The sequence below is a fragment of the Methylobacterium sp. TK31 genome (genome assembly GCF_055361545.1).
In genome coordinates, this window is the sequence record NZ_CM143964.1 from 375,768 (window position 1) to 394,785 (window position 19,018).

Consider the following 19,018-nt stretch of genomic DNA (forward strand, 5'->3'; position numbering starts at 1 on the left):
GCGGCCGGCCGGTCCGTCACTTCCGCGGCGCGGCCGAGGCCGTGGCGGCGGCCGGCGTTGCGGTCTTCTGGGGGGTGCCGAGCACGTCGACCATGTCGAAGCGCACGCCGTCCTCCGCCTTCTTCAGGAGGGCGTTGCCCTCGTAATACTTGCCCTGGCCGATGAGGCTGGCGGCCTGGTCGACATCGGTCACGGTCTGGTTCAGGGGCACGACGGCGAGCACGAAGTTCACGTCGACGCCGGCGAGCTTCAGCCCGTCGACCGCCGCCTTGCGGTCGCCCTTCTCCAGGCTCTTGTTGGCTGTCGCCACGGCGGCGGCCTTGGTCGGCGTCGCCACGAAATCCTCCCCGAGGGTCAGCTGCCCGTCGACCGGCAGCCAGGCCTTGGGCTCGGCCGATGCCGTGGCCGCGTCCGCCGGCTTGGCGGTATCGACCGATTTGGCCGTCTCGGCTTGGCTGGCCGTCTTGGCCTGCTTGGCCGGGCTGTGCAGATCCGCATCGGCCTTGGTGTAGACCGCCTCGTCGGTCCTGGCCTTGGCGAGGGCGGCCTGGGCCTGTCTGATCAGGGTCTTCGCCCGGGCCGGGTCGGCATCGAAGATGGCGATGCGCGCGAGGTGCAGGTCGCGGAAAGCCTGGGCGCCGTCCTTCGACAGCTTGCCCACATCCCGGTCGGCCGCCTGCTGGGCGGCGCTGACCGGCGGGGGCGTCGGAGTCTTCACGGCCTCGTCGGCGAGGGCGACTCCGCCGAAGAGCGAGGTGGCGGCGAGGAACGCAGCGATGGGTCTGGTCTTCATCATGGCAATACCTCCGAAGACGAGCGGCGCGACGCTCTCTGATCTTAAAAAATCCGCTCGCGCCGAAGCTCTCTTCTGAGGTCGACAGTGGTCCTGCCGATTTCCGAAGTCACCTTAAGGATTGGTCAGGTTGAATTCATGCGATCGCGCTTGACAACGGCCGGGAGCGGACGAACCGCCCCGCGCCCGCCGTCGACAGCAAAAAAGCACGCGGCGCGAGGGCGCCGCGTGCTCCGGAAGTTTCGAGGGACCCGTGTCTCAGGCGGCCGAGAGGCGGGTCTTGCGCATCAGGGCCTCCTCGACGGTGCCGTCGCCGTCGAGATACCCGTGCCGCTTCGGGTTCGGCATGATCAGCGAGCCGATGAAGGCGATGCCCAGCATCACGGTGACGTACCAGAAGAAGGTGCTCTCGGAGCCCATTTGCTTGAGATACAGCGCGACCATCTCGGCGGTGCCGCCGAAGAGCGAGTTGGCGATGGCGTAGGACAGGCCGACGCCCAGCGCCCGCACCTGGGTCGGGAACAGCTCGGCTTTCACGATGCCGCTGATGCCGGTGTAGAAGCTGATCACGACCAGCCCGATCATGATGAGTGCGAAGGACAGCACCGCGTTCTGCGTGGAGCCGATGGCGGTCATCAGCGGCACTACCATCAGGGTGCCGAGGCCGCTGTAGAGCAGCATGTTGGCCTTGCGCCCGATCCGGTCCGAGAGCCAGCCGAAGAATGGCTGGATGATCATGTAGACGAACAATGCCGCGGTGGAGATCTGCGAGGCCGTGACCTTGTCGATATGGGCCGTGTTGAAGAGGTACTTCGGCATGTAGGTCGTGAAGGTGTAGAAGCTCAGCGAGCCGCCGGCCGTGTAGGCCAGCACCACGCAGAACGCGCGCCAGTGCTTGAACAGGGCCGAGAAGGTGCCGGAATCCTTCTTGGCCATGTCCTCCTTGGTGGCGGTCTCGTCCAGCGACGAGCGCAGGTAGAGCGCGACCACCGCCGCGACGGCGCCGAGCACGAACGGGATGCGCCAGCCCCAGGCGGTCAGCTCCTGGGCGGTGAGGAAGCTCTGGAGGATGATCAGCACCAGCGAGGCGAGGAGCTGGCCGCCGATCAGGGTGACGTACTGGAACGAGGCGAAGAAGCCGCGCCGGCCCTTCACGGCGATCTCGCTCATGTAGGTGGCGCTGGTGCCGTATTCGCCGCCCACCGACAGGCCTTGGATCATGCGGGCGATGAGTAGCAGGGCGGGGGCGAGGTGGCCGGCCGTGGCGTAGGTCGGCAGGATCGCGATCATCAGCGAGCCGGCGCACATCATCAGCACCGAGATCAGCATCGAGGTCTTGCGGCCCAGGCGGTCGGCGATGCGCCCGAAAAGCCAGCCGCCGATCGGGCGCATGAAGAAGCCGACCGCGAAGACCGCGGCCGATTGCAGGAGCTGGCTGGTGCTGTCGCCGGCCGGGAAGAACACCGGCGCGAAGTAGAGCGCGAAGAAGGCGTAGCAGTAGAAATCGAACCACTCGACGAGGTTGCCCGACGAGGAGGCGACGATCGCCTTGATCCGGCGTCGGTTGTCGGCGGATTCCTCCGCCTTGGTCGTGATGGTTCCGGCCCCGCCTGTCATCCGTCCCGTCCCTGTGTGCTCGGCAATGCCGTTCCGCGGCTTGCTTTGCGGGGACGTTACTGCCTGAGACGGATTTCACAAGGGAGCTCAGCGGCTTGCAGCAAAATCACAAGTTCTCGATGAAACCAGCCTGTGGAAGACGGCCAGCTGAGCTTGGCGGGAACAGTCGAGCAGATTCGAGATCTCGGACCTGAAGATCAGCGCAAGAAAAACGGGAACGGTTCGAGCAAGAGCTTCGTTGCGGGGAGCATCGACGTCGCGGGACGTCTGGCGGCAATGAGATTGGAAGCGAATCCATGAGCAAGCTCTTTCGGAGCACGGTGACGGCGGCGGCCCTGGTGATCGGTGCAGCGAGCGCATTCGCGCAGGGCGGAGCCGGCGGCGGTGCCGGTGGTGGAGCTGGCGGCGGCGCGGGCGGCGCCGGAGGCGGCGGTGCCGGCATGGGCGCCGGCGGCGGTGCCGGGCCCGGCGGTGGTGCCGGTGGTGGTGCCGGCGGCGGCGCGGGCGGGATGCGCGGCGGAGCCGGTGGCGGTGCGGGCGCTGGCGCCGGCGGCGGTGCGGGCATGCGGGGCGGTGAGGCCGGCGGAGCCGGTGGCGGCGCGGGAATGCGGGGCGGCGGCGCGGAGACCGGAGCCGGTCCGGCCGGCGGCGCGCAGCGCGGTGAGGCCGGCGGCCGCGGGGCCGAGGGCGGCGCGGGACGCCAGGAGGGACGTCCGGGCGCGGCGGCCGGCGAGCGCGGCGGCCGTGAGGATGGCGGAGCCGCGGCGCGGGACGGCCGGGCCGACCGGGATGGTCGCGACGAGCGCGGCGGTCGCGACGAGCGCGGCGGTCGCGACGAGCGCGGCGGTCGCGACGAGCGCGGCGGTCGCGACGAGCGCGGGGGTCGCGACGAGCGTGGCGGAAAGGCCGACCGGGACGAGCGCGGTGGGCGCGACGGCCGCGCGGACCGGGGTGGTCGCGGCGAGCGCGGCGACCGCGGTGCGGTCCGGGGCGCCTATGGCCGCCTCGGCGCACCGCAGCGGACCGAGTTCCGCCAGAGCGTGTTCCGCCGCGGCATTCCGCGCCTGGCGGCCGGTGCCTTCGCGCTCACCGTCGGCACGGCGATCGCCCGCAGCTACACCCTCTACGACCTGCCGCCGGACATCGTCCGGATCGCGCCGGAATACGAGGATTACCGCTACGTGCTCGTGGACGACGACATCGTCATCGTCGATCCGGACACCTACGAGATCGTCGACGTGATCCGCGGCTGAACCGAGCGGTTCGACAGGAACGAAGGGGGCGGGGCTTCGGGCTCCGCCCCCTTCGCGTTCGGCACCCGCAGGTTCGCGCTCGACCCGGTCCGGCTCAGCGCTTGCGGTCGAGGAGGCCGGAGACCACCCGGGCGGTGTAGTCGACCATCGGCACGATGCGGGCATAGTTCAGCCGCGTCGGACCGATCACGCCGACGACGCCGACGATCTTCTGCGAGCCGTCGCGGAACGGAGCGGCGATCATCGAGGAGCCGGAGAGCGAGAACAGCTTGTTCTCCGAGCCGATGAAGATCCGCACGCCCTCGCCGCCCTCGGCCCGGGACAGGAGCTCGATTACGTCCTTCTGGGTCTCGAGGTCGTTGAACAACAGGCGGATGCGGTCGAGGTCCTCGGCCGCGCGCAGGTCGTCGAGGAGATTGGCCTGGCCGCGTACGATGAGCTGGCGGGCATCCGAGGGGCCGACGCTGACGGCGAGGCCGGCATCGACCAGGCGCTCCGTGATCGCGTCGAGTTCGCGCTTCATGGCCAGGCGGCCCGCCTCGATCTCGGCGCGCAGGGTTCCGAGGGTCCGGCCCTGCAGCCGGGCGTTCAGGTAGTTCGACGCCTCCTGCAGGGCGCTGGCCGGCAGGCCCGCCGGCAGGTCGAGCAGGCGGTTCTCCACCGAGCCGTCGTCGGAGACGAGGACGACCAGGGCCCGGGTCGGGTCCAGGCGCACGAACTCGATGTGCTTGAGATGCACGTTGGTCTTGGTGGTGAGCACCACGCCGGCGCCGCGCGAGATGCCCGAGAGCAGCATCGAAGCCTCGGCCAGGGCCGAATCGAAGGTGTGGCCGGAGGCGGCCGCGCGCATCTGCGACTCGATCCGCTCCTGCTCCTCGCGCCCGACATCGCCGAGTTCGAGCATCGCATCGACGAAGAAGCGCAGGCCCTGCTCGGTGGGAAGACGGCCGGCCGAGGCGTGCGGGGCGAAGATGAGGCCGGAATGCTCCAGATCCGCCATGACGTTGCGGATAGAGGCCGGCGACAGGGTCATCGGCAGGATACGGGCGAGGTTGCGCGAGCCCACCGGCTCGCCGGTCGTGAGGTAGCTTTCCACGATCTGGCGGAAGATCTCGCGCGAGCGTTCGTTCAGCGCGCTGAGCACCTGCATCTGCTGGGACGTCGAGAAGGGGTGGGAGGGCTCTGTCACGATCCATTCCTGAGGCGGAGAGTGTGACGGTCTCCAGTGCGTTACACAATGCGTCCCACGGCCGAACCCGGGGGACGCCGAAGAAACAGCTTGGCGTCCCGCGGCCGAACCCGGGGGATGCCAAAGAAACAGCTTGGCCGTGTGAGGCGTTCCGCCGGGTTCGTGCGTTGCTCAGGCCCATCGTCGAACCCGGCCGCGCGACCGGGCCGGCGACGGGACCTCGCCGACGCCCAGGCGGCGCGTATCGCACGAAGGAGTGACCATCTCATGAGACCCACCGCTCGATCCGGCCTGATCAAGTCCCTCGCCATCGTCCTGGCGATGGTCGGTGCGATGCTGTTCAGCGCGCCGCAGGGCGCCCAGGCCGCCCCCGCCATCGTCTCGGCGGAGGTCGCCGGCCCGGCGGCCGCCGTCACCGAGGTCCAGTACGGCGGCGGCCACTGGCGCCATCACGGCCGGGGCTTCCGGCACCATCACCACCACGGCCGGCACTTCGGCCGTCGTCACCACCGGCACTTCGGCCACCATTACGGCCGGCACCACGGCCACCATTTCGGTCATCGCCGCTACCGCTACTGAGCCGTCCGGGCGCGGCCGCGGCCCGCCGCGAAAGGAACCCGCTCCGTCCGGCCTCGCTTGCCGGGCGGCAACCCAAACCGTAAAGCCGCTCTCCATCACACTCGGAAGGAGAGCGGCATGCGGCCCTCGAAGCGCGCGACCGACGAACTGCGCACCGTCACCCTGGAGCGCGCCGTCTCCCGCCACGCGGAAGGCTCGTGCCTCGTCAGCTTCGGCGACACCAAGGTGCTCTGCACGGCCACCCTGGAGGAGCGCGGCCCCGGCTGGCTGCGCGGCTCGGGCAAGGGCTGGGTGACGGCGGAATACGCCATGCTGCCCCGCGCCACCCACGAGCGCACCCGGCGCGAAGTGAATTCCGGCAAGCCCTCCGGGCGGACCCAGGAGATCCAGCGCCTGATCGGCCGGTCGCTGCGCGCCGTCACCAACCTTCCGGCCATGGGCGAGCGCCAGATCACCGTCGATTGCGACGTGATCCAGGCCGATGGCGGCACCCGCACCGCCGCGATCACGGGCGCCTGGGTTGCCCTGCACGACTGCTTCACCTGGATGCGCGGCCGCTCGATCATTTCGGTCGACCCCCTGCGCGACCACGTCGCCGCGGTCTCCTGCGGCATCTACAAGGGCAAGCCCGTCCTCGACCTCGACTACGCCGAGGATTCGGGCGCCGAGACGGACGCCAACTTCGTCATCACGGGCGCCGGAGGCCTCGTCGAGGTCCAGGGTACCGCCGAGGGCAAGCCGTTCTCGGAGGAGGAGCTGTTCGAGCTGATGCGTCTCGCCAAGGGTGGCATCCAGTCCCTCATCGCCCTCCAGAAGCAGGCCATCGCGCCGGGAGTCCCCGCATGAGCGGGCATCGCATCCTCTCCGGCCGCGTCGTCATCGCGACCCACAATGCCGGCAAGCTCGTGGAGATGCGCGAATTGCTGGCGCCCTTCGGCGTCGATGCAGTCTCGGCCGGCGAACTCGGCCTGCCCGAGCCCGACGAGACCGGCACGATGTTCGCCGAGAACGCCGCCATCAAGGCGCGCGCCGCCGCGACGGCCTCCGGCCTGCCGGCCTTCGCCGATGATTCGGGACTCTGCGTCAACGCGCTCGACGGGGCGCCTGGGCTGTTCTCGGCGCGCTGGGCCGGCCCGTCCAAGGACTTCGCGGGCGCCATGGCACGCATCGCCGACGAGCTCGACAAGCGCGGCGCCACCACCCGGCGGGCGCACTTCATCTCCGCCCTGGTGATCGCCTGGCCGGACGGCCACACCGAGACCTTCGAGGGCCGGGTCTTCGGCGAGCTGGTGCCGCCGCGGGGCGCGAGCGGGTTCGGCTACGACCCGATGTTCCTGCCCGACGGCTACGACCGCACCTTCGGCGAGATCTCCTCGGAAGAGAAGCACGGGGTCGACTGGCAGACCGGCAACGCCCTCTCGCACCGGGCCCGCGCCTTCGTGCTCCTGGCGCAGACCTGCCTGCGGCGTCTCTGAGACCGGCGGCGGGATTGCCAAACGGCGGTCCCGCGCGCACATCCGCGACATGACCGAACCGACCGGCCCGGACCACCCGACCCGCGACGCGGGCTTCGGGGTCTACCTGCACTGGCCCTTCTGCGCCTCGAAGTGCCCCTATTGCGACTTCAACAGCCACGTGCGCCACGCCCCCGTGGACGAGGGCCGGTTCCTAGCGGCGTTCCGGACCGAGATCGCCCACGTCGCCGCGCGCACGCCGGGCCGCACCGTGTCCAGCGTCTTCCTCGGCGGCGGCACCCCCTCGCTGATGCAGCCCGGCACGGTGGCGGGCCTGCTCGACGCCATCGGGCAGGCCTGGAGCGTCGCGCCCGGCGTCGAGATCACCCTGGAAGCCAACCCGACCAGCGTCGAGGCCGACCGTTTCCGGGGCTACCGCGCCGCCGGTGTCAACCGCGTCTCCCTCGGCGTCCAGGCCATGGACGACGCCTCGCTGAAGCAGCTCGGGCGCCTGCACAGCGCGGCCGAAGCGATGGCGGCGGTGCTGGTCGCGGCGGCGCATTTCGAGCGCTACTCCTTCGACCTGATCTACGCGCGTCCCGACCAGAGCCCGGCGGCCTGGCGGGCGGAACTCGAAGGCGCCATCGCCCGGGCGGCCGAGCACCTGTCGCTCTACCAGCTCACCATCGAGCCGGGCACGCCGTTCTACGGCCTCGCCGCGGCCGGCAAGCTGGTGCCGCCCGACGACGATGCGGCGCGGGCCCTCTACGACGTCACGCAGGAGGTCTGCGACCGGGCCGGCCTGCCGGCCTACGAGATCTCGAACCACGCCCGGCCGGGCGCGGAATCGCGGCACAACCTGCTGTACTGGCGCTACGGCGAATATGCCGGCATCGGCCCGGGCGCCCATGGCCGCCTCGTCGGCGCGGCGGGGCGCCTCGGCACCGTCATGGAGCGGGCGCCGGAAGCCTGGCTCGCCCGGGTGGAGGCGGAGGGACACGGCATCGTCGAGACCGAGTCGCTGGCCGCCTCCGACCAGGGCGACGAGTTCCTGATGATGGGCCTGCGCCTGCGCGAGGGCATCGATCCGCGGCGCTACGCGGCCCTCAAGGGCCGTTCCCTCGAGCCCGGCCGGATCGACGATCTCGTCGCCGAGGGGCTGATCGCCCGCCGCCCCGACGGCCGTATCGCCGCGACGCCCGCCGGCGCACCGGTGCTCAACGCGGTGGTGGCGGCGCTGGCGGCCTGATCAAGTCCCCGAGGGACCGAGGGTGCGGGGCGCCGGGCTGACGATGGCCGGCGCGCCGGAGCGGATCTCGTAGACCGCCAGGGCCCGGTCGCTCGGGCCGTCCGGCCGGAACCGGAAGGTGCCGTCCACGCCGGAGAAGCCCGACGGGTTGGTCAGCGTCGTGTCGGCGAAGCGCTGCGAACCGAACTGGCGCGACAGGGCCGCCATCAACGAGACCGCGTCGTAGGCCAGGGTGGCGACCCGCGGCGGCACCGAGCCGAAGCGCGCCTGATAGCGCTGTGAGAAGCCGTTGAAGCCGGCCACGTCCGGCGCCGCGAACCAGCCGCCCTGGAGGGCCGGCAGCGCGAACACGCGGGGATCGTTCCAGACGGCGGTGCCGATCGGCCGGACCCGGCCGGGGCTGAATCCGGCCTTGGTCAGGGCCGGGGCGACGGCGGCGAGGCCGTCCGGCGTATCGGGCAGGAACAGCGCGTCGGCCTGGGCCGCCGGTCCGGTGATCAGGCCGCCGAGGCGCGCGATGGCGGGGCTCGGATTGCCGACGGGATAGCGCTCGATCGCCACCAGACGCGCGCCCCTGCGGGCCAGGGCCTCGCGGAACTGCGCCTCGACGGCGTTGCCGTAGCTCGATTCCGGGATCATCGCCGCGAAGGACTTGCGTCCGGCGGCCACGGATTCGTCGACCACGCGGTCGACCTCCGCCTGGGGCAGGAAGCTGAGGAGGTAGGTGCCGCGGGCGGCCACGCCGGCATCGGTCGAGAAGGCGATCAGCGGCTTGCCCGCTGTCCGCGCCACGCCGGCCGCCGCCTGGACGTTGGCCGCGAAGAGCGGGCCGAGCACGATCTCGGCCCCGTCCGCCACGGCGGCCTGCGCGGCTTCGCGCGCCCCGTCCGGCGCACCGCGGTCGTCCTTCACCAGGATCTGGAGGTCGGGCTTCTGGAAGTCCTCGATGGCGAGTTCGGCAGCGTTGCGCATCGCCGTGCCTACCGTCGAGCCCGGTCCGGTGAGCGGCACCACCAGGGCGACCTTCACCGATCCGGTGCCGATCCGTCCTCCGGCGGCGGGGACCGGCACGTCGGCGGCCGGGGCCTCGGCCTGGGGCGGGGGCACACGGTTCGAGAAGCGGCCGCCGCCGTCCGGACCGCCGACGCAGGCCGCGAGCAGGAGCAGGGTCGAGATCCCGACCAGCCCGGATTTGAGCCTGTTCGCGCGCGTCATTCGGAGGCCCCCTGTCGCCGGTTGACGACCCACGCTTGCAGTCTGGGGCCCAAAAGTAAATGTGAGCCGACGCCCCGCCACGCATTCCGCAGGAGGGGCCGATCGTGGCAAGGTCCGGCCATGACCCAGAAGATCGACACCCGGACCCGGCGGCGGCGCGACCCGGCCGCCACGGGACCCGGCGCCCGCCCGCCCGCCACGTTCACGGCCTTCGGCCTCGCCGCCGAGGCGGAGGCGATCGAGCCCGGCCTGCACGTGGTCGCGACCCCGATCGGAAACCTCAAGGACGTCTCGTTCCGCGCCCTGGCGACGCTGGCCGCGGCCGATGCGGTGCTGGCCGAGGACACCCGCGTCACCCGCACGCTGCTGATGCATTACGGGATCACCACGCCGCTGGTGGCCTATCACGAGCATTCCAACGCGGCGGTGCGCGAGCGGATGGTCGCCCGGATGCAGGCCGGCGAGGCCCTGGCGCTGGTCTCCGACGCCGGGACGCCCCTGGTCTCCGATCCGGGCTTCAAACTGGTTCAGGCGGCGATCGAGGCCGGCCTCAGCGTCACCCCCATTCCGGGCCCCTCGGCGGTGATGACCGCCATCGTGGCCGCGGGCCTGCCCACCGACCGGTTCTTCTTCGAAGGGTTCCTGCCGGCCAAGTCCGGCGCCCGGCGCAACCGCCTGGAGGCGCTCGGGCGCATCCCCGGCACCCTCGTGCTGTTCGAATCCCCCCATCGCCTGCCCGAGATGCTGGTCGACGCCGTCGAGGTCCTGGGGCCGACGCGCCCGGCCGCGGTCGCCCGCGAGTTGACCAAGCTCTACGAGACCATTCGGCGCGGCAGCCTCGGCGATCTCGCGGGCCTCTACGCGGAGGAGGGCGCCCCCAAGGGCGAAGTGGTGGTGATCATCGGCACGCAGGACGAGGCCCCCGACGAGGCCGAGACCGATGCGGGCATCGACGCGGCCCTGACGGCGGCGCTCGCGCGGCATTCGATCAAGGATGCGGCAACCCTGGTGGCGGACGAGACCGGACAGCCCCGCCGCACGGTCTATGCCCGCGCCCTCGCCCTCGCCCGGCGCGACGATGCGGGCTGAGGGCCCTGCGGCCGAGCGCCGGCGCACCATCGAGCGCCGCGGCCGCACGGCCGAGACCGTCGCGCTCCTGGCCCTGATGCTGAAGGGCTATCGCCCGCTCGGCGCACGCTTCCGTGCGGCGGGGGGCGAGATCGACCTGATCGTCCGGCGCGGGACGGTGATCGCGTTCGTGGAGGTGTAGGCACGCGGAACGCTGGAGGCGGCGCAGGGCGCCATCGACGCCCGCAAGGTCGCGCGCTTCTCGCGTGCCGCCCGGGCCTGGATCAGCCGCCATCCGTCCACCGACGCGGCGACGTTCCGGGCGGACGCGGTGTTCGTCTCGCCCCGGGCCTGGCCCCGGCACGTGGCCGACGCCTTTCCGATCCGGTGACGTCAGGCGCGCGCGGCGGCCACGGCAGCGATCAGCGTCCGCTTGAGATCGGCCTGGCTGAAGGGCTTCTGCACCACCGGCCGCTCCCGGAACGGCTCGCGGATGCCGGCGCCGCCATAGCCCGTCGAGAACACGATCGGCAGGTTGCGCTTCACGATGGCCTCAGCCACCGGATAGATCGGCTCGCCCGCGACGTTGACGTCGAGGATGGCGACCTCGAAACTCTCGTTCTGCGCCATCTCGAGCGCGGTCGACAGGCGCGCGGCCGGCCCGACCACGGTGCAGCCGAAATCGAGCAGCATGTCCTCGAGCAGCATCGAGATCGCGGCTTCGTCCTCGACGACAAGCACGCGAGCCCCATTGAGAAGGTCTTCGTCCACTTGAGCACTCACGCCGGGGCTTCTTCCCTTCGATCCGTTCGGAATTCTGAAACACCTTCCGGAGAAGATGCTCAGGTGTTCGCTCCCACCGTGTGCGATCGACCCCGCGTCGCGCGGACGATACGTGGTCCTGGCGAGACCGCGAGGCCCTCAGACCGGCCCGGCACAGAGCGAGCCGTCGCCCGTTCCGGGGGGCGTGTCAAGCACCTGACAGTCGCCAGAGGCCGTCGGGATGCACGCAATGTTACGGTCTGAAACATTTCTGCGCCGCCGACACCCATCGGTAGGCAGCGCCCGCCTCGCGCACCAACAACCTATGTTAAATCGACCGCTCTCGGTGCGGCATCGGACGCGTCGCGACGCGCTCGCCTGGTTCGGCCTCGCCGGGGCCGCCGTCGCGCGCCCGGTCCAGGCGTCCGCGCCCCTGGTGGTCGCCTCGAAGAGCGACACCGAGGGGGCGCTCACCGGCGCGATGATCGCCCGGGTCCTGGAGCGCCTCGGCCTGCCGGTCGTCCGCAAGCTCGGGCTCGGCCCGACCCTGATCGTCCGCAACAGCCTGCTCTCCGGCGAGATCGCGATCTATCCGGAATATACCGGCAACGGCGCTTTCTTCTCGGGCACCGAGACCGATCCGGTCTGGAAGTCGCCGCAGGGCGCCTACGACACGATCCGGCGGCTCGATGCCGGGCGCGGCCTCGTCTGGCTGAGGCGGGCTCCCGCGAACAACACCTGGCTGATCGCGGTCAACGGCGCCCTGGCGCGGGGGCACGGCCTCGCGACGATGAGCGACTTCGCCGGCGCCGTCTGCGGCGGCCTGATCAAACTCGCCGCCTCCACCGAGTTCGTGGAGAGTCCGGCGGCCCTGCCGGCCTTCGAGGCGGCCTACGGCTTCACCCTGCCCCTCGACCGGATCATCAGCCTGCCCGGCGGCGACACCTCGGTGACCGCGCGGGCGGCGGCGCTGGGCATCAGCGGCGTCAATGCCGGCATGGTCTACGGGACCGACGGGGCGCTCGCGGCCCTCGACCTCGCCGTGATGAGCGATCCCCTGGGCGCCCAGATCGTCTACGAGGTCGCGCCCGTGATCCGGCAGGCCGACCTCGCCCGCCACCCCGGGATCGCCCCGGCCCTGGACCGCGTCTTCGCCCGCCTCGACGCCGAGACCCTGCGGCGGCTCAACGCCCGCATCACCGTGGAGGGCGCGGTCGCGGAGGCGGTGGCCGACCGCTACCTCTCGGAGAACGGATTGCTGCCGTGACGGACGATCCCCGACCGGGCCGGACGCGCCGGCCGGGCGCTGCCTCGCGCCTCGCCGCCCTGGCCTGGTTCGCTGCTCTGGCCTGGTTCGGGGCCCTGCTCGGCGCCGCGCTGCGGGGGCCGCTCCTGAGCGTCGCCGAGAACCGGCTCGCCCTCGGGCATCCGGTCACCGGTCTCGCGGCGCTCGGTGCGACGGGCGCCCTCGGGCTCGCCGCGAGCGCGGGCGCCATCGCCCTCGTCGCGGCGACGCGGGGGCGGGCCGGCGCCGCGGCGGCCGCGCTGCTCCTGGTCCTCGCCCTGCTCCTCCTCGGACTGGGCCTCGGGAGCGGCGCCGCCCTGTCCCTCGCCGGCCTGCCCCCGGCGGCCCGGGCGAGCCTCGGCGCGGGAAGCTGGCTCAGCCTCGCCCTCCTCGGCGGGGCGCTCGGTCTCGCGGTCCGGCGCGCCCGGGTCCCCGGCCTCGGCCTCGCCGTCCTTCTGCTTCTCGGCCTCGCCCTGATGATCCCGGGCCGTTCGGGGGCCTTCGACGCCCTCTCGCTGGCCGTGGAGTATGCCGCCCGGCGCGAGACGGTGAATGCGGCGATCTGGGAGCATCTCGGCCTCGCCGGGGCGGCACTCCTTCTCGCCGCCGTCCTGGCGGTCGGGCTGTCGCTGCTGCGGGGTGGGCAGGGGCCGGTGGCCCTCATACTCGGCGGGCTGCAGGTCGTGCCCGCCGTCGCCCTCCTGGGGGCGATGGTCGCCGCCATGGCGGGCGTGCTGCGCGCCGTCCCGGCCCTGCGCGACCTCGGCCTCTCGGCCCTCGGCCCCGTGCCCGCCATCGTCGCCGTCGCCGCCTACCTGGCACTGCCGCTCTGGCGCGGCCTCGCCCTGGCCCTGCGGGCGCCCGACGCCGACACCCTCCAGGCCGCCGAGGCCCTGGGCCTCTCGCGCCGGCAGATCCTGGCCCGGATCCGCCTGCCGATCGGAGCACCGATCCTGGTCGGCGCCGTCCGGGTCGCCGCGGTGCAGGGCCTCGGCCTCGCCACCCTCGGCGCCCTGGTCGGGGCCGGCGGGCTCGGGCGCATCGTCTTCGACGGCATGGCGCAGTTCGCCCCCGACCTGATCCTGCTCGGGGCGATCCCCGTGGTGGTGCTCTCCCTCCTGGCGGAGCGCGGCCTCGGCCGGCTCGAGGCGGCCGCGCGACGGCGGTGGCACGCATGAGACCCGCCCGATGAGCCGCTTCCGGTTTCCGCCCGCGCTCGGCTTCGCGTTGACGGGCCTCGCCCTGGCCGGCGCCAGCCATCCGGCCGTCGCGAGCTCCATCGCGGAGGCCCTGGGCGAGGCCGCCCGCCGCCCGCTGGCGGTGGGACGCCTCCTCGACCTGACGCGCGCGCACCTCGTCCTCGCCGGAACCGGACTCGCCCTCGTGGCGATTCTCGGGATCGGGCTCGGCATCCTGGTGACGCGCGGCTTCGCCGCGCCGTGGCGGCCGGCAATCGACGGGCTCGCGGCCGCCGCGCAGGCGGTGCCGCCGGTGGTCGTGGTGGCCCTGGCGCTTCCGGTTCTCGGCTTCGGCGGCCCGCCGACGCTGCTCGCCCTCGTCGCCTACGGCATCATGCCGGTGCTGCGCGGGACGGCGGGCGCCCTGGCCGGCGTGGCCCCGGAGGTCCGCGAGGCGGGCCGCGCCATCGGCCTCACCCGCCTCCAGATCCTGTGGCGGATCGAACTGCCGCTCGCCGCCCCCGACATCGTCGAGACCCTGCGCACCGCCCTGGTCCTGGCCATCGCCACGGCGGCCGTCGGGGCACTGGCCGGCGCCTCGACCCTCGGCACGCCCATCGTGGCCGGCCTGCAGAACCAGAACACGGTGGCGATGCTACAGGGCACCGCCGCCACGGCCGCCCTAGCCTTCCTCGCCGACGCCGCGCTGCTGGCGGGCGTCGGCTGGTGGCGGTCTACTCGTCCTTGAACACCACCTGCGCGCCGCGGCTGACGCGGTTGGCGAGGTCGCGCGCATCCCAGTTCGTCAGGCGGATGCAGCCGTGCGATTCGGTCTTGCCGACCTTCTCGGGCTCCGGGGTGCCGTGGATGCCGTAGGACGGGATCGACAGGTCGATCCAGACCACGCCCACCGGGTTGTTCGGCCCGGGCGCGATCGTGAACTTGGTCTTCGCCTTGACCCCGGCGAAGTCGTATTTCGGATTGTAAGTGTAGGTCGGCGCATAGGCGACGCCCTCGACCTTCGCCGCGCCGGAGGGCGCCGGCTTCTCCTCGCTGCCGATCGAGGCGGGATAGAATGCGACGAGCTTGCCCGCCTTGTCGAAGGCCCGCACGTTGCGGCTCTCCTTGTCGACCTCGATGCGGGTCACATCCTTCGACGCCGGGTCCTCGGCGTCGGCCGCCTTCGCGTCCGAGCGCATAACATCCGAGCCCTTGGCATCCGAGCCCTTGGCATCCGAGCCCTTGTCGTCGTCGCGCCGGGCTTCCTTCTTCGCCGTGCTCTTGCCGGCTTCCTGGCCGGCTTCCTGGCTGGCGTCCTTGCCCGCCTCCTTGGCCTGCTTCTTCGCCGCCTTCTCCTCCGCCGTCGCCTTGCCGGTCTCAAGCGGCTTGACCGCGGCCACCAGAATCACCGTGCCGGCCTTGCCGAAATCGGCTTCGGGGTTGAGCGCGGCGAGGAGGTCGGGGGACATGTGGAAACGCTCGGCCAGCATCTCGCGCGGGCTTGTGTAGCCCAGCGCATCGAGATCGGCCTGATCCTCCATCTTCGGCGGCATCTTCTCCACGAAGGGACCGTCCGCGTCGGCTTGCGTGACGGTGTACTCCGTCAGTACCGGATCGCGGCTCGTCGCCTGGAGCTTGTCGGCGAGGTCCGGCTCGATCTCGGTCTCGGCCTTCAGGCCGTTGGCGGTGGCGAAGGCCGCCAGGGCGCCGCGGAGGTTGTCGCCGTCGCGGCCGTCGATGGCGCCGGGCGAGAAATGGGCCCGGTCCAGCAGGATCTGCGCCTTGATCAGCGCCGGCTCCGGGCGCTTGGTCGCCTCGGCCTTGCCGGACTTCTTGTCGGCCCCCTTCTTCGTCGAGCCATCCTGACCGCCATCCTTGCCATCGGCCCCCGCGGCGTCGCCGGGTGGCGCCAGGGCCGCGGATTCCACCGCCTCGCGCGTCAGCGCCGGCGCCGGCGCCTTGTCCTTCGTCGCGGCCTGCGCGCCACCCGCCAGGGCGACCAGGGCGACCAGGGCGAGGCCGGCGAGGCCGCCGAGTCGTGTCGAAGGATACCTGATCACCGAAGAACTCCCGCGCTATCCGCCTGATGGCGCAGGAGTAAGCGCGCTGGGCCATTCCGCGTTCCGCCCCCTCACTGACACAGGCGATGCCCGGCATTCCGCTGCCGCTCGTCGAGGTGGAGATGGTTGGCATGGGCCGCGTCCGAGCCCGGGCCGAGGACCGTGCGGAAGAAATCGCAGGCCCGGCTGCGCACCGCGCCGAGGAAGGTCGCCTCCGGCGTCCCCTCGGGGGCGGCCAGCACCGAGAGGGCCGGGCGGCCGGCGAAGGTGAAGCCCATCACGTCGACACCGTTGGCGAAGCTGTGCTCGCTGAGCTTGGCGTCGGGATCGTGGTTCTGGCCCCGGCACTCGTAGGAGGTCCCGATCGTCAGGCCCTTCAGGGGCTGGCCGAGGTCGCGCTCGGCGGCGACCTGGGCCTCCGTCGCCCAGCGGGCGAGGGATTCGGCCGCCGCGCAGACCAGCGTCACCGGCGGCGCGAGGGTGAGGTCGTCGGCGAGCGCCGTCACCTTCAGGGGTTTCGCCGCCCCGCACTGGCCGTTCGCGATGGCCGGCAGGGGTTCGAACCGGGCGCCGAGGCGCTCCAGGCGCCGCCGGCAGGCGCTGTCGTCGACGGGGGCGACGGTGATCGCCAGCGCGGGCGCCGAGAGCTCGGACGGACGCGGCGGCGGCGCCGGCATCTCTCCGCCCTCCGCGGGCTTCACCGGCTCGGGTTCACGGGCCTTGGCCGGCTCGGCCGGCGGCGCGAACTCCGCCGGGCGCTCGGGCGGGCGGGGCGGCTCGGCCGCTCTGGACGCGTCGGCCGGGCGCGGCGCCTCCGCGGGAGCCGGGGTCGCGAGTTCGGCCGGCCGCGGGGGCGGAGCCGGCGGCGGCATCGGGATCGCGGTGGCGTCGGAGGGCACGCCCTTGTCCTCGGCCCTCGCGGCGCCGCTCAGGGTCGATCCCCCGGACAGGATGAGGAGCGCGGCCGCGATGAGACGCGGGGCAGGTCGGTGGCGCAGGGGCATCTCGTTCCCAATCTGGTCCGTCTCCGCGGACGGCCTGTAACGGCCGGAACGACCCGAGAGTTCGAGCCCGAGCGCGTGACGGATGCCGCGCCCCGTCGCTGGAGCCGATGCAACCGCCTTTGCGCTCGGCGCCCACGTGCTTACCTTGCTGGCCGACGCGCGACGCACCGCACGAAGGAACTCGAATGACCATTGGCACGCCCGACGCTCCCCGGGAGACCGCTCACGAGACCGCTTCCGCCCCGACCGGGATCGGGCCCTTCGCGGAGCGGAGCTGGTCGACGCCGCACGGCCTGCCGCCGTTCGAAGCGATCGCGCCGGCCCATTACCTTCCGGCCTTCGAGGCGGCGCTGGCGAGCCACCGGGCCGAGATCGACGCCATCGCGGCCGATACCGCCCCGGCCACCTTCGCCAACACCGTCGCCGCCCTGGAGCGGGCCGGCCACGACCTCGACCGCGTCGCCTCGGTGTTCTTCAACCTGAGCGGCAGCCACACCAACCCCGAACTCCAGGCCGTCGAGCGCGCCATCACCCCGCGCCTCGCCCGCCACGGCAGCGCGATCTACCTCGACGCGGCCCTCTGGGCGCGCATCTCCGCCGTCGACGCCGAAGCCGAGCAGCTCGGGCCGGAAGAACGTCGGGTGCTCGACCGCTACCGGACGCGCTTCCGCCGCTCGGGCGCCGACCTCGGCCCCGAGGCCAAGGCCCGGATGGCCGAGATCGCCGCGCGCATGGCCGAGCTCGGCACCACCTTCAGCCAGAACCTGCTGGCCGACGAGAGCACCTTCGTGCTGCCCCTCGAGACCGAGGACGATCTTGCGGGCTTGCCGCCCTTCCTGCGCGCGGCCGCCGCCTCGGCCGCCCGCGAGCGCGGCAGCGCGCATGGCCACGTCATCACCCTGTCGCGCTCGCTGGTGGAGCCGTTCCTGGTGTTCTCGACGCGCCGGGACCTGCGCGAGAAGGCCTACGAAGCCTGGACCCGCCGGGGCGAGGGCGGGGGCCCCACCGACAACCGCGGCATCATCGCCGAGATCGTCTCCCTGCGGGCCGAGCGCGCCCGGCTCCTCGGCTACGACAGCTTCGCCCATTTCAAGCTCTCGGACACGATGGCGGGATCCCCCGACCGGGCGATGGACCTGTTGCGCAACGTCTGGACGCCGGCCCACCACCAGGCCGCCGCCGAGCGCGACCGGCTCCAGGCCCTGGTCCAGGCCGAGGGCCACAATTTCGATCTGGCGAAGCACGACTGGCGCCACTACGCCGAGAAGCTGCGCCGGGCCGAGCACGATCTCGACGAGAGCGAGATCAAGCCGTACCTGCCCCTGGACGGCGTGATCGCGGCGGCCTTCGACACGGCCGAGCGCCTGTTCGGCCTGCGCTTCGCGGAACTGCCGGAAGTGCCGCGCTACCATCCGGACGTGCGGGCCTGGGCCGTGCGCAACGCCGACGGCTCGGAGGTCGGGCTGTTCCTCGGCGATTACTTCGCCCGCGCCACCAAGCGCAGCGGCGCCTGGATGAGCGCCTTCCGCTCGCAGGAACGCCTGAACGGCGACATCAAGCCGATCATCGTCAACGTGATGAACTTCGCCAAGGCGCCGGAGGGCGAGGCGACGCTGCTCTCCTTCGACGACGCCCGCACCCTGTTCCACGAGTTCGGCCATGCCCTGCACGGCCTCCTCTCCGACGTGACCTACCCGCTCCTCGCGGGCACCGCGGTGGCGGGCGATTTCGTGGAGCTGCCCTCGCAGCTCTACGAGCACTGGCTCGAGCAGCCGGAGGTCTTGCGCAAGCACGCCCGGCACCACCGCACCGGCGAGCCGATGCCCGAGGACCTGCTGAAGCGCCTGCTCGCGGCCCGGACCTTCAACCAGGGCTTCGCCACCATCGAGTACACGTCGTCGGCGATCGTCGACATGACCCTGCACCTGTCGAGCGGCGGCGAGGAGGGCCTCGACGTGGCGGCCTTCGAGGCGGACGCCCTGAAGCGTATCGCCATGCCGGCCGAGATCTCGATGCGGCACCGGACGCCGCATTTTGCGCATATCTTCTCGGGCGACGGCTATGCCGCCGGCTACTACAGCTACCTCTGGTCGGAGGTGCTCGACGCAGACGCCTTCGACGCCTTCCGCGAGGCCGGAGACATCTTCCACCCGGAAACGGCGGCGCGCCTGCGCAAATACGTCTACGGGGCCGGCAACCTGCGCGACCCGGGCGAGGCCTACACCGCCTTCCGTGGCCGCCTGCCGAGCATCGAGCCGCTCCTGCGCCAGCGCGGGCTCGCCGCGTGAGGGCTCGACTGCGCGCGAACAGGG

At 72.2% G+C, this 19,018-nt stretch carries 17 protein-coding genes and 1 pseudogene; 11 read left to right on the top strand and 7 right to left on the bottom strand.

The window, feature by feature from the left end:
* Nucleotides 1-16 precede the first annotated feature (16 nt).
* Nucleotides 17-796 carry a YfdX family protein gene (locus tag ACXJY8_RS01680; protein ID WP_463775528.1) on the bottom strand — a complete coding sequence of 260 codons (780 nt, stop codon included), beginning with the start codon at nt 794-796 and terminating at the stop codon, nt 17-19.
* A gap of 255 nt (nt 797-1,051) precedes the next feature.
* Nucleotides 1,052-2,410: an MFS family transporter gene (locus ACXJY8_RS01685; RefSeq protein WP_463775530.1), complete on the bottom strand. Its 1,359-nt coding sequence runs from the start codon at nt 2,408-2,410 to the stop codon at nt 1,052-1,054.
* Between the two features lie 296 nt (nt 2,411-2,706).
* Between ACXJY8_RS01685 and ACXJY8_RS01690 the strand changes: the two genes are divergently transcribed.
* The gene (locus ACXJY8_RS01690) at nt 2,707-3,663 is read left to right on the top strand and encodes a DUF1236 domain-containing protein (RefSeq protein ID WP_463775533.1); all 957 of its coding nucleotides are present in this window, start codon (nt 2,707-2,709) and stop codon (nt 3,661-3,663) included.
* A gap of 94 nt (nt 3,664-3,757) precedes the next feature.
* Here the strand turns inward: ACXJY8_RS01690 and hrcA are convergent, their stop codons facing one another.
* The gene (gene hrcA / locus ACXJY8_RS01695) at nt 3,758-4,813 is read right to left on the bottom strand and encodes a heat-inducible transcriptional repressor HrcA (protein WP_463780283.1); all 1,056 of its coding nucleotides are present in this window, start codon (nt 4,811-4,813) and stop codon (nt 3,758-3,760) included.
* Nucleotides 4,814-5,119: 306 nt separating this feature from the next.
* Between hrcA and ACXJY8_RS01700 the strand changes: the two genes are divergently transcribed.
* The 4 genes from ACXJY8_RS01700 (at nt 5,120) to hemW (ending at nt 8,134) form a co-directional block, all read left to right on the top strand.
* Nucleotides 5,120-5,431, top strand: coding sequence for a hypothetical protein (locus ACXJY8_RS01700; protein WP_463775536.1), 312 nt, complete (start codon nt 5,120-5,122; stop codon nt 5,429-5,431).
* Nucleotides 5,432-5,548: 117 nt separating this feature from the next.
* Entirely contained in the window at nt 5,549-6,277 is a 729-nt protein-coding gene (rph, locus tag ACXJY8_RS01705) for a ribonuclease PH (protein WP_463775539.1), read from the top strand.
* Nucleotides 6,274-6,906 carry an RdgB/HAM1 family non-canonical purine NTP pyrophosphatase gene (gene rdgB / locus ACXJY8_RS01710; protein ID WP_463775542.1) on the top strand — a complete coding sequence of 211 codons (633 nt, stop codon included), beginning with the start codon at nt 6,274-6,276 and terminating at the stop codon, nt 6,904-6,906. Before rph ends, rdgB begins: the two co-directional genes overlap by 4 nt.
* A 49-nt stretch (nt 6,907-6,955) precedes the next feature.
* Complete coding sequence (hemW, locus tag ACXJY8_RS01715) at nt 6,956-8,134, top strand: radical SAM family heme chaperone HemW (protein ID WP_463775545.1); 1,179 nt, start codon at nt 6,956-6,958, stop codon at nt 8,132-8,134.
* On the opposite strand, the gene ACXJY8_RS01720 is transcribed toward hemW, so the two are convergent.
* Nucleotides 8,135-9,349 (bottom strand): penicillin-binding protein activator, encoded by a 1,215-nt coding sequence (locus ACXJY8_RS01720; RefSeq protein WP_463775547.1) that lies wholly within the window; start codon nt 9,347-9,349, stop codon nt 8,135-8,137.
* A 120-nt stretch (nt 9,350-9,469) separates the two neighbouring features.
* Here ACXJY8_RS01720 and rsmI point away from each other — a divergent pair, with 120 nt between their 5' ends.
* Complete coding sequence (rsmI, locus tag ACXJY8_RS01725; protein ID WP_463775550.1) at nt 9,470-10,438, top strand: 16S rRNA (cytidine(1402)-2'-O)-methyltransferase; 969 nt, start codon at nt 9,470-9,472, stop codon at nt 10,436-10,438.
* Nucleotides 10,428-10,808, top strand: a pseudogene (locus tag ACXJY8_RS01730) (YraN family protein). The gene rsmI and the pseudogene ACXJY8_RS01730 overlap by 11 nt, the downstream one beginning before the upstream one ends.
* Before the next feature lie 2 nt (nt 10,809-10,810).
* On the opposite strand, the gene ACXJY8_RS01735 reads toward ACXJY8_RS01730, so the two are convergent.
* Nucleotides 10,811-11,200 carry a response regulator gene (locus tag ACXJY8_RS01735; protein ID WP_055951890.1) on the bottom strand — a complete coding sequence of 130 codons (390 nt, stop codon included), beginning with the start codon at nt 11,198-11,200 and terminating at the stop codon, nt 10,811-10,813.
* 304 nt (nt 11,201-11,504) lie between these two features.
* On the opposite strand from ACXJY8_RS01735, the gene ACXJY8_RS01740 reads away from it, so the two are divergent.
* Genes ACXJY8_RS01740 through ACXJY8_RS01750 form a run of 3 tightly spaced genes read left to right on the top strand, consistent with a single transcriptional unit; the run spans nt 11,505 to nt 14,390 of the window.
* On the top strand, nt 11,505-12,446 hold the full coding sequence (locus ACXJY8_RS01740) for a glycine betaine ABC transporter substrate-binding protein (protein WP_463775553.1): 942 nt from the start codon (nt 11,505-11,507) through the stop codon (nt 12,444-12,446).
* Complete coding sequence (locus ACXJY8_RS01745) at nt 12,443-13,642, top strand: ABC transporter permease subunit (protein ID WP_463775557.1); 1,200 nt, start codon at nt 12,443-12,445, stop codon at nt 13,640-13,642. Before ACXJY8_RS01740 ends, ACXJY8_RS01745 begins: the two co-directional genes overlap by 4 nt.
* Nucleotides 13,643-13,652: 10 nt before the next feature.
* Nucleotides 13,653-14,390, top strand: coding sequence for an ABC transporter permease (locus tag ACXJY8_RS01750; RefSeq protein ID WP_463775560.1), 738 nt, complete (start codon nt 13,653-13,655; stop codon nt 14,388-14,390).
* On the opposite strand, the gene ACXJY8_RS01755 is transcribed toward ACXJY8_RS01750, so the two are convergent.
* Entirely contained in the window at nt 14,377-15,702 is a 1,326-nt protein-coding gene (locus tag ACXJY8_RS01755) for a L,D-transpeptidase family protein (protein WP_463775564.1), read from the bottom strand. The two genes, ACXJY8_RS01750 and ACXJY8_RS01755, sit on opposite strands and share 14 nt — an antisense overlap.
* Nucleotides 15,703-15,773: 71 nt before the next feature.
* The gene (locus ACXJY8_RS01760) at nt 15,774-16,706 is read right to left on the bottom strand and encodes an extensin-like domain-containing protein (protein ID WP_463775567.1); all 933 of its coding nucleotides are present in this window, start codon (nt 16,704-16,706) and stop codon (nt 15,774-15,776) included.
* Nucleotides 16,707-16,891: 185 nt separating this feature from the next.
* On the opposite strand from ACXJY8_RS01760, the gene ACXJY8_RS01765 reads away from it, so the two are divergent.
* Nucleotides 16,892-18,994 (top strand): M3 family metallopeptidase, encoded by a 2,103-nt coding sequence (locus ACXJY8_RS01765; protein WP_463775571.1) that lies wholly within the window; start codon nt 16,892-16,894, stop codon nt 18,992-18,994.
* Nucleotides 18,995-19,018 lie beyond the last annotated feature (24 nt).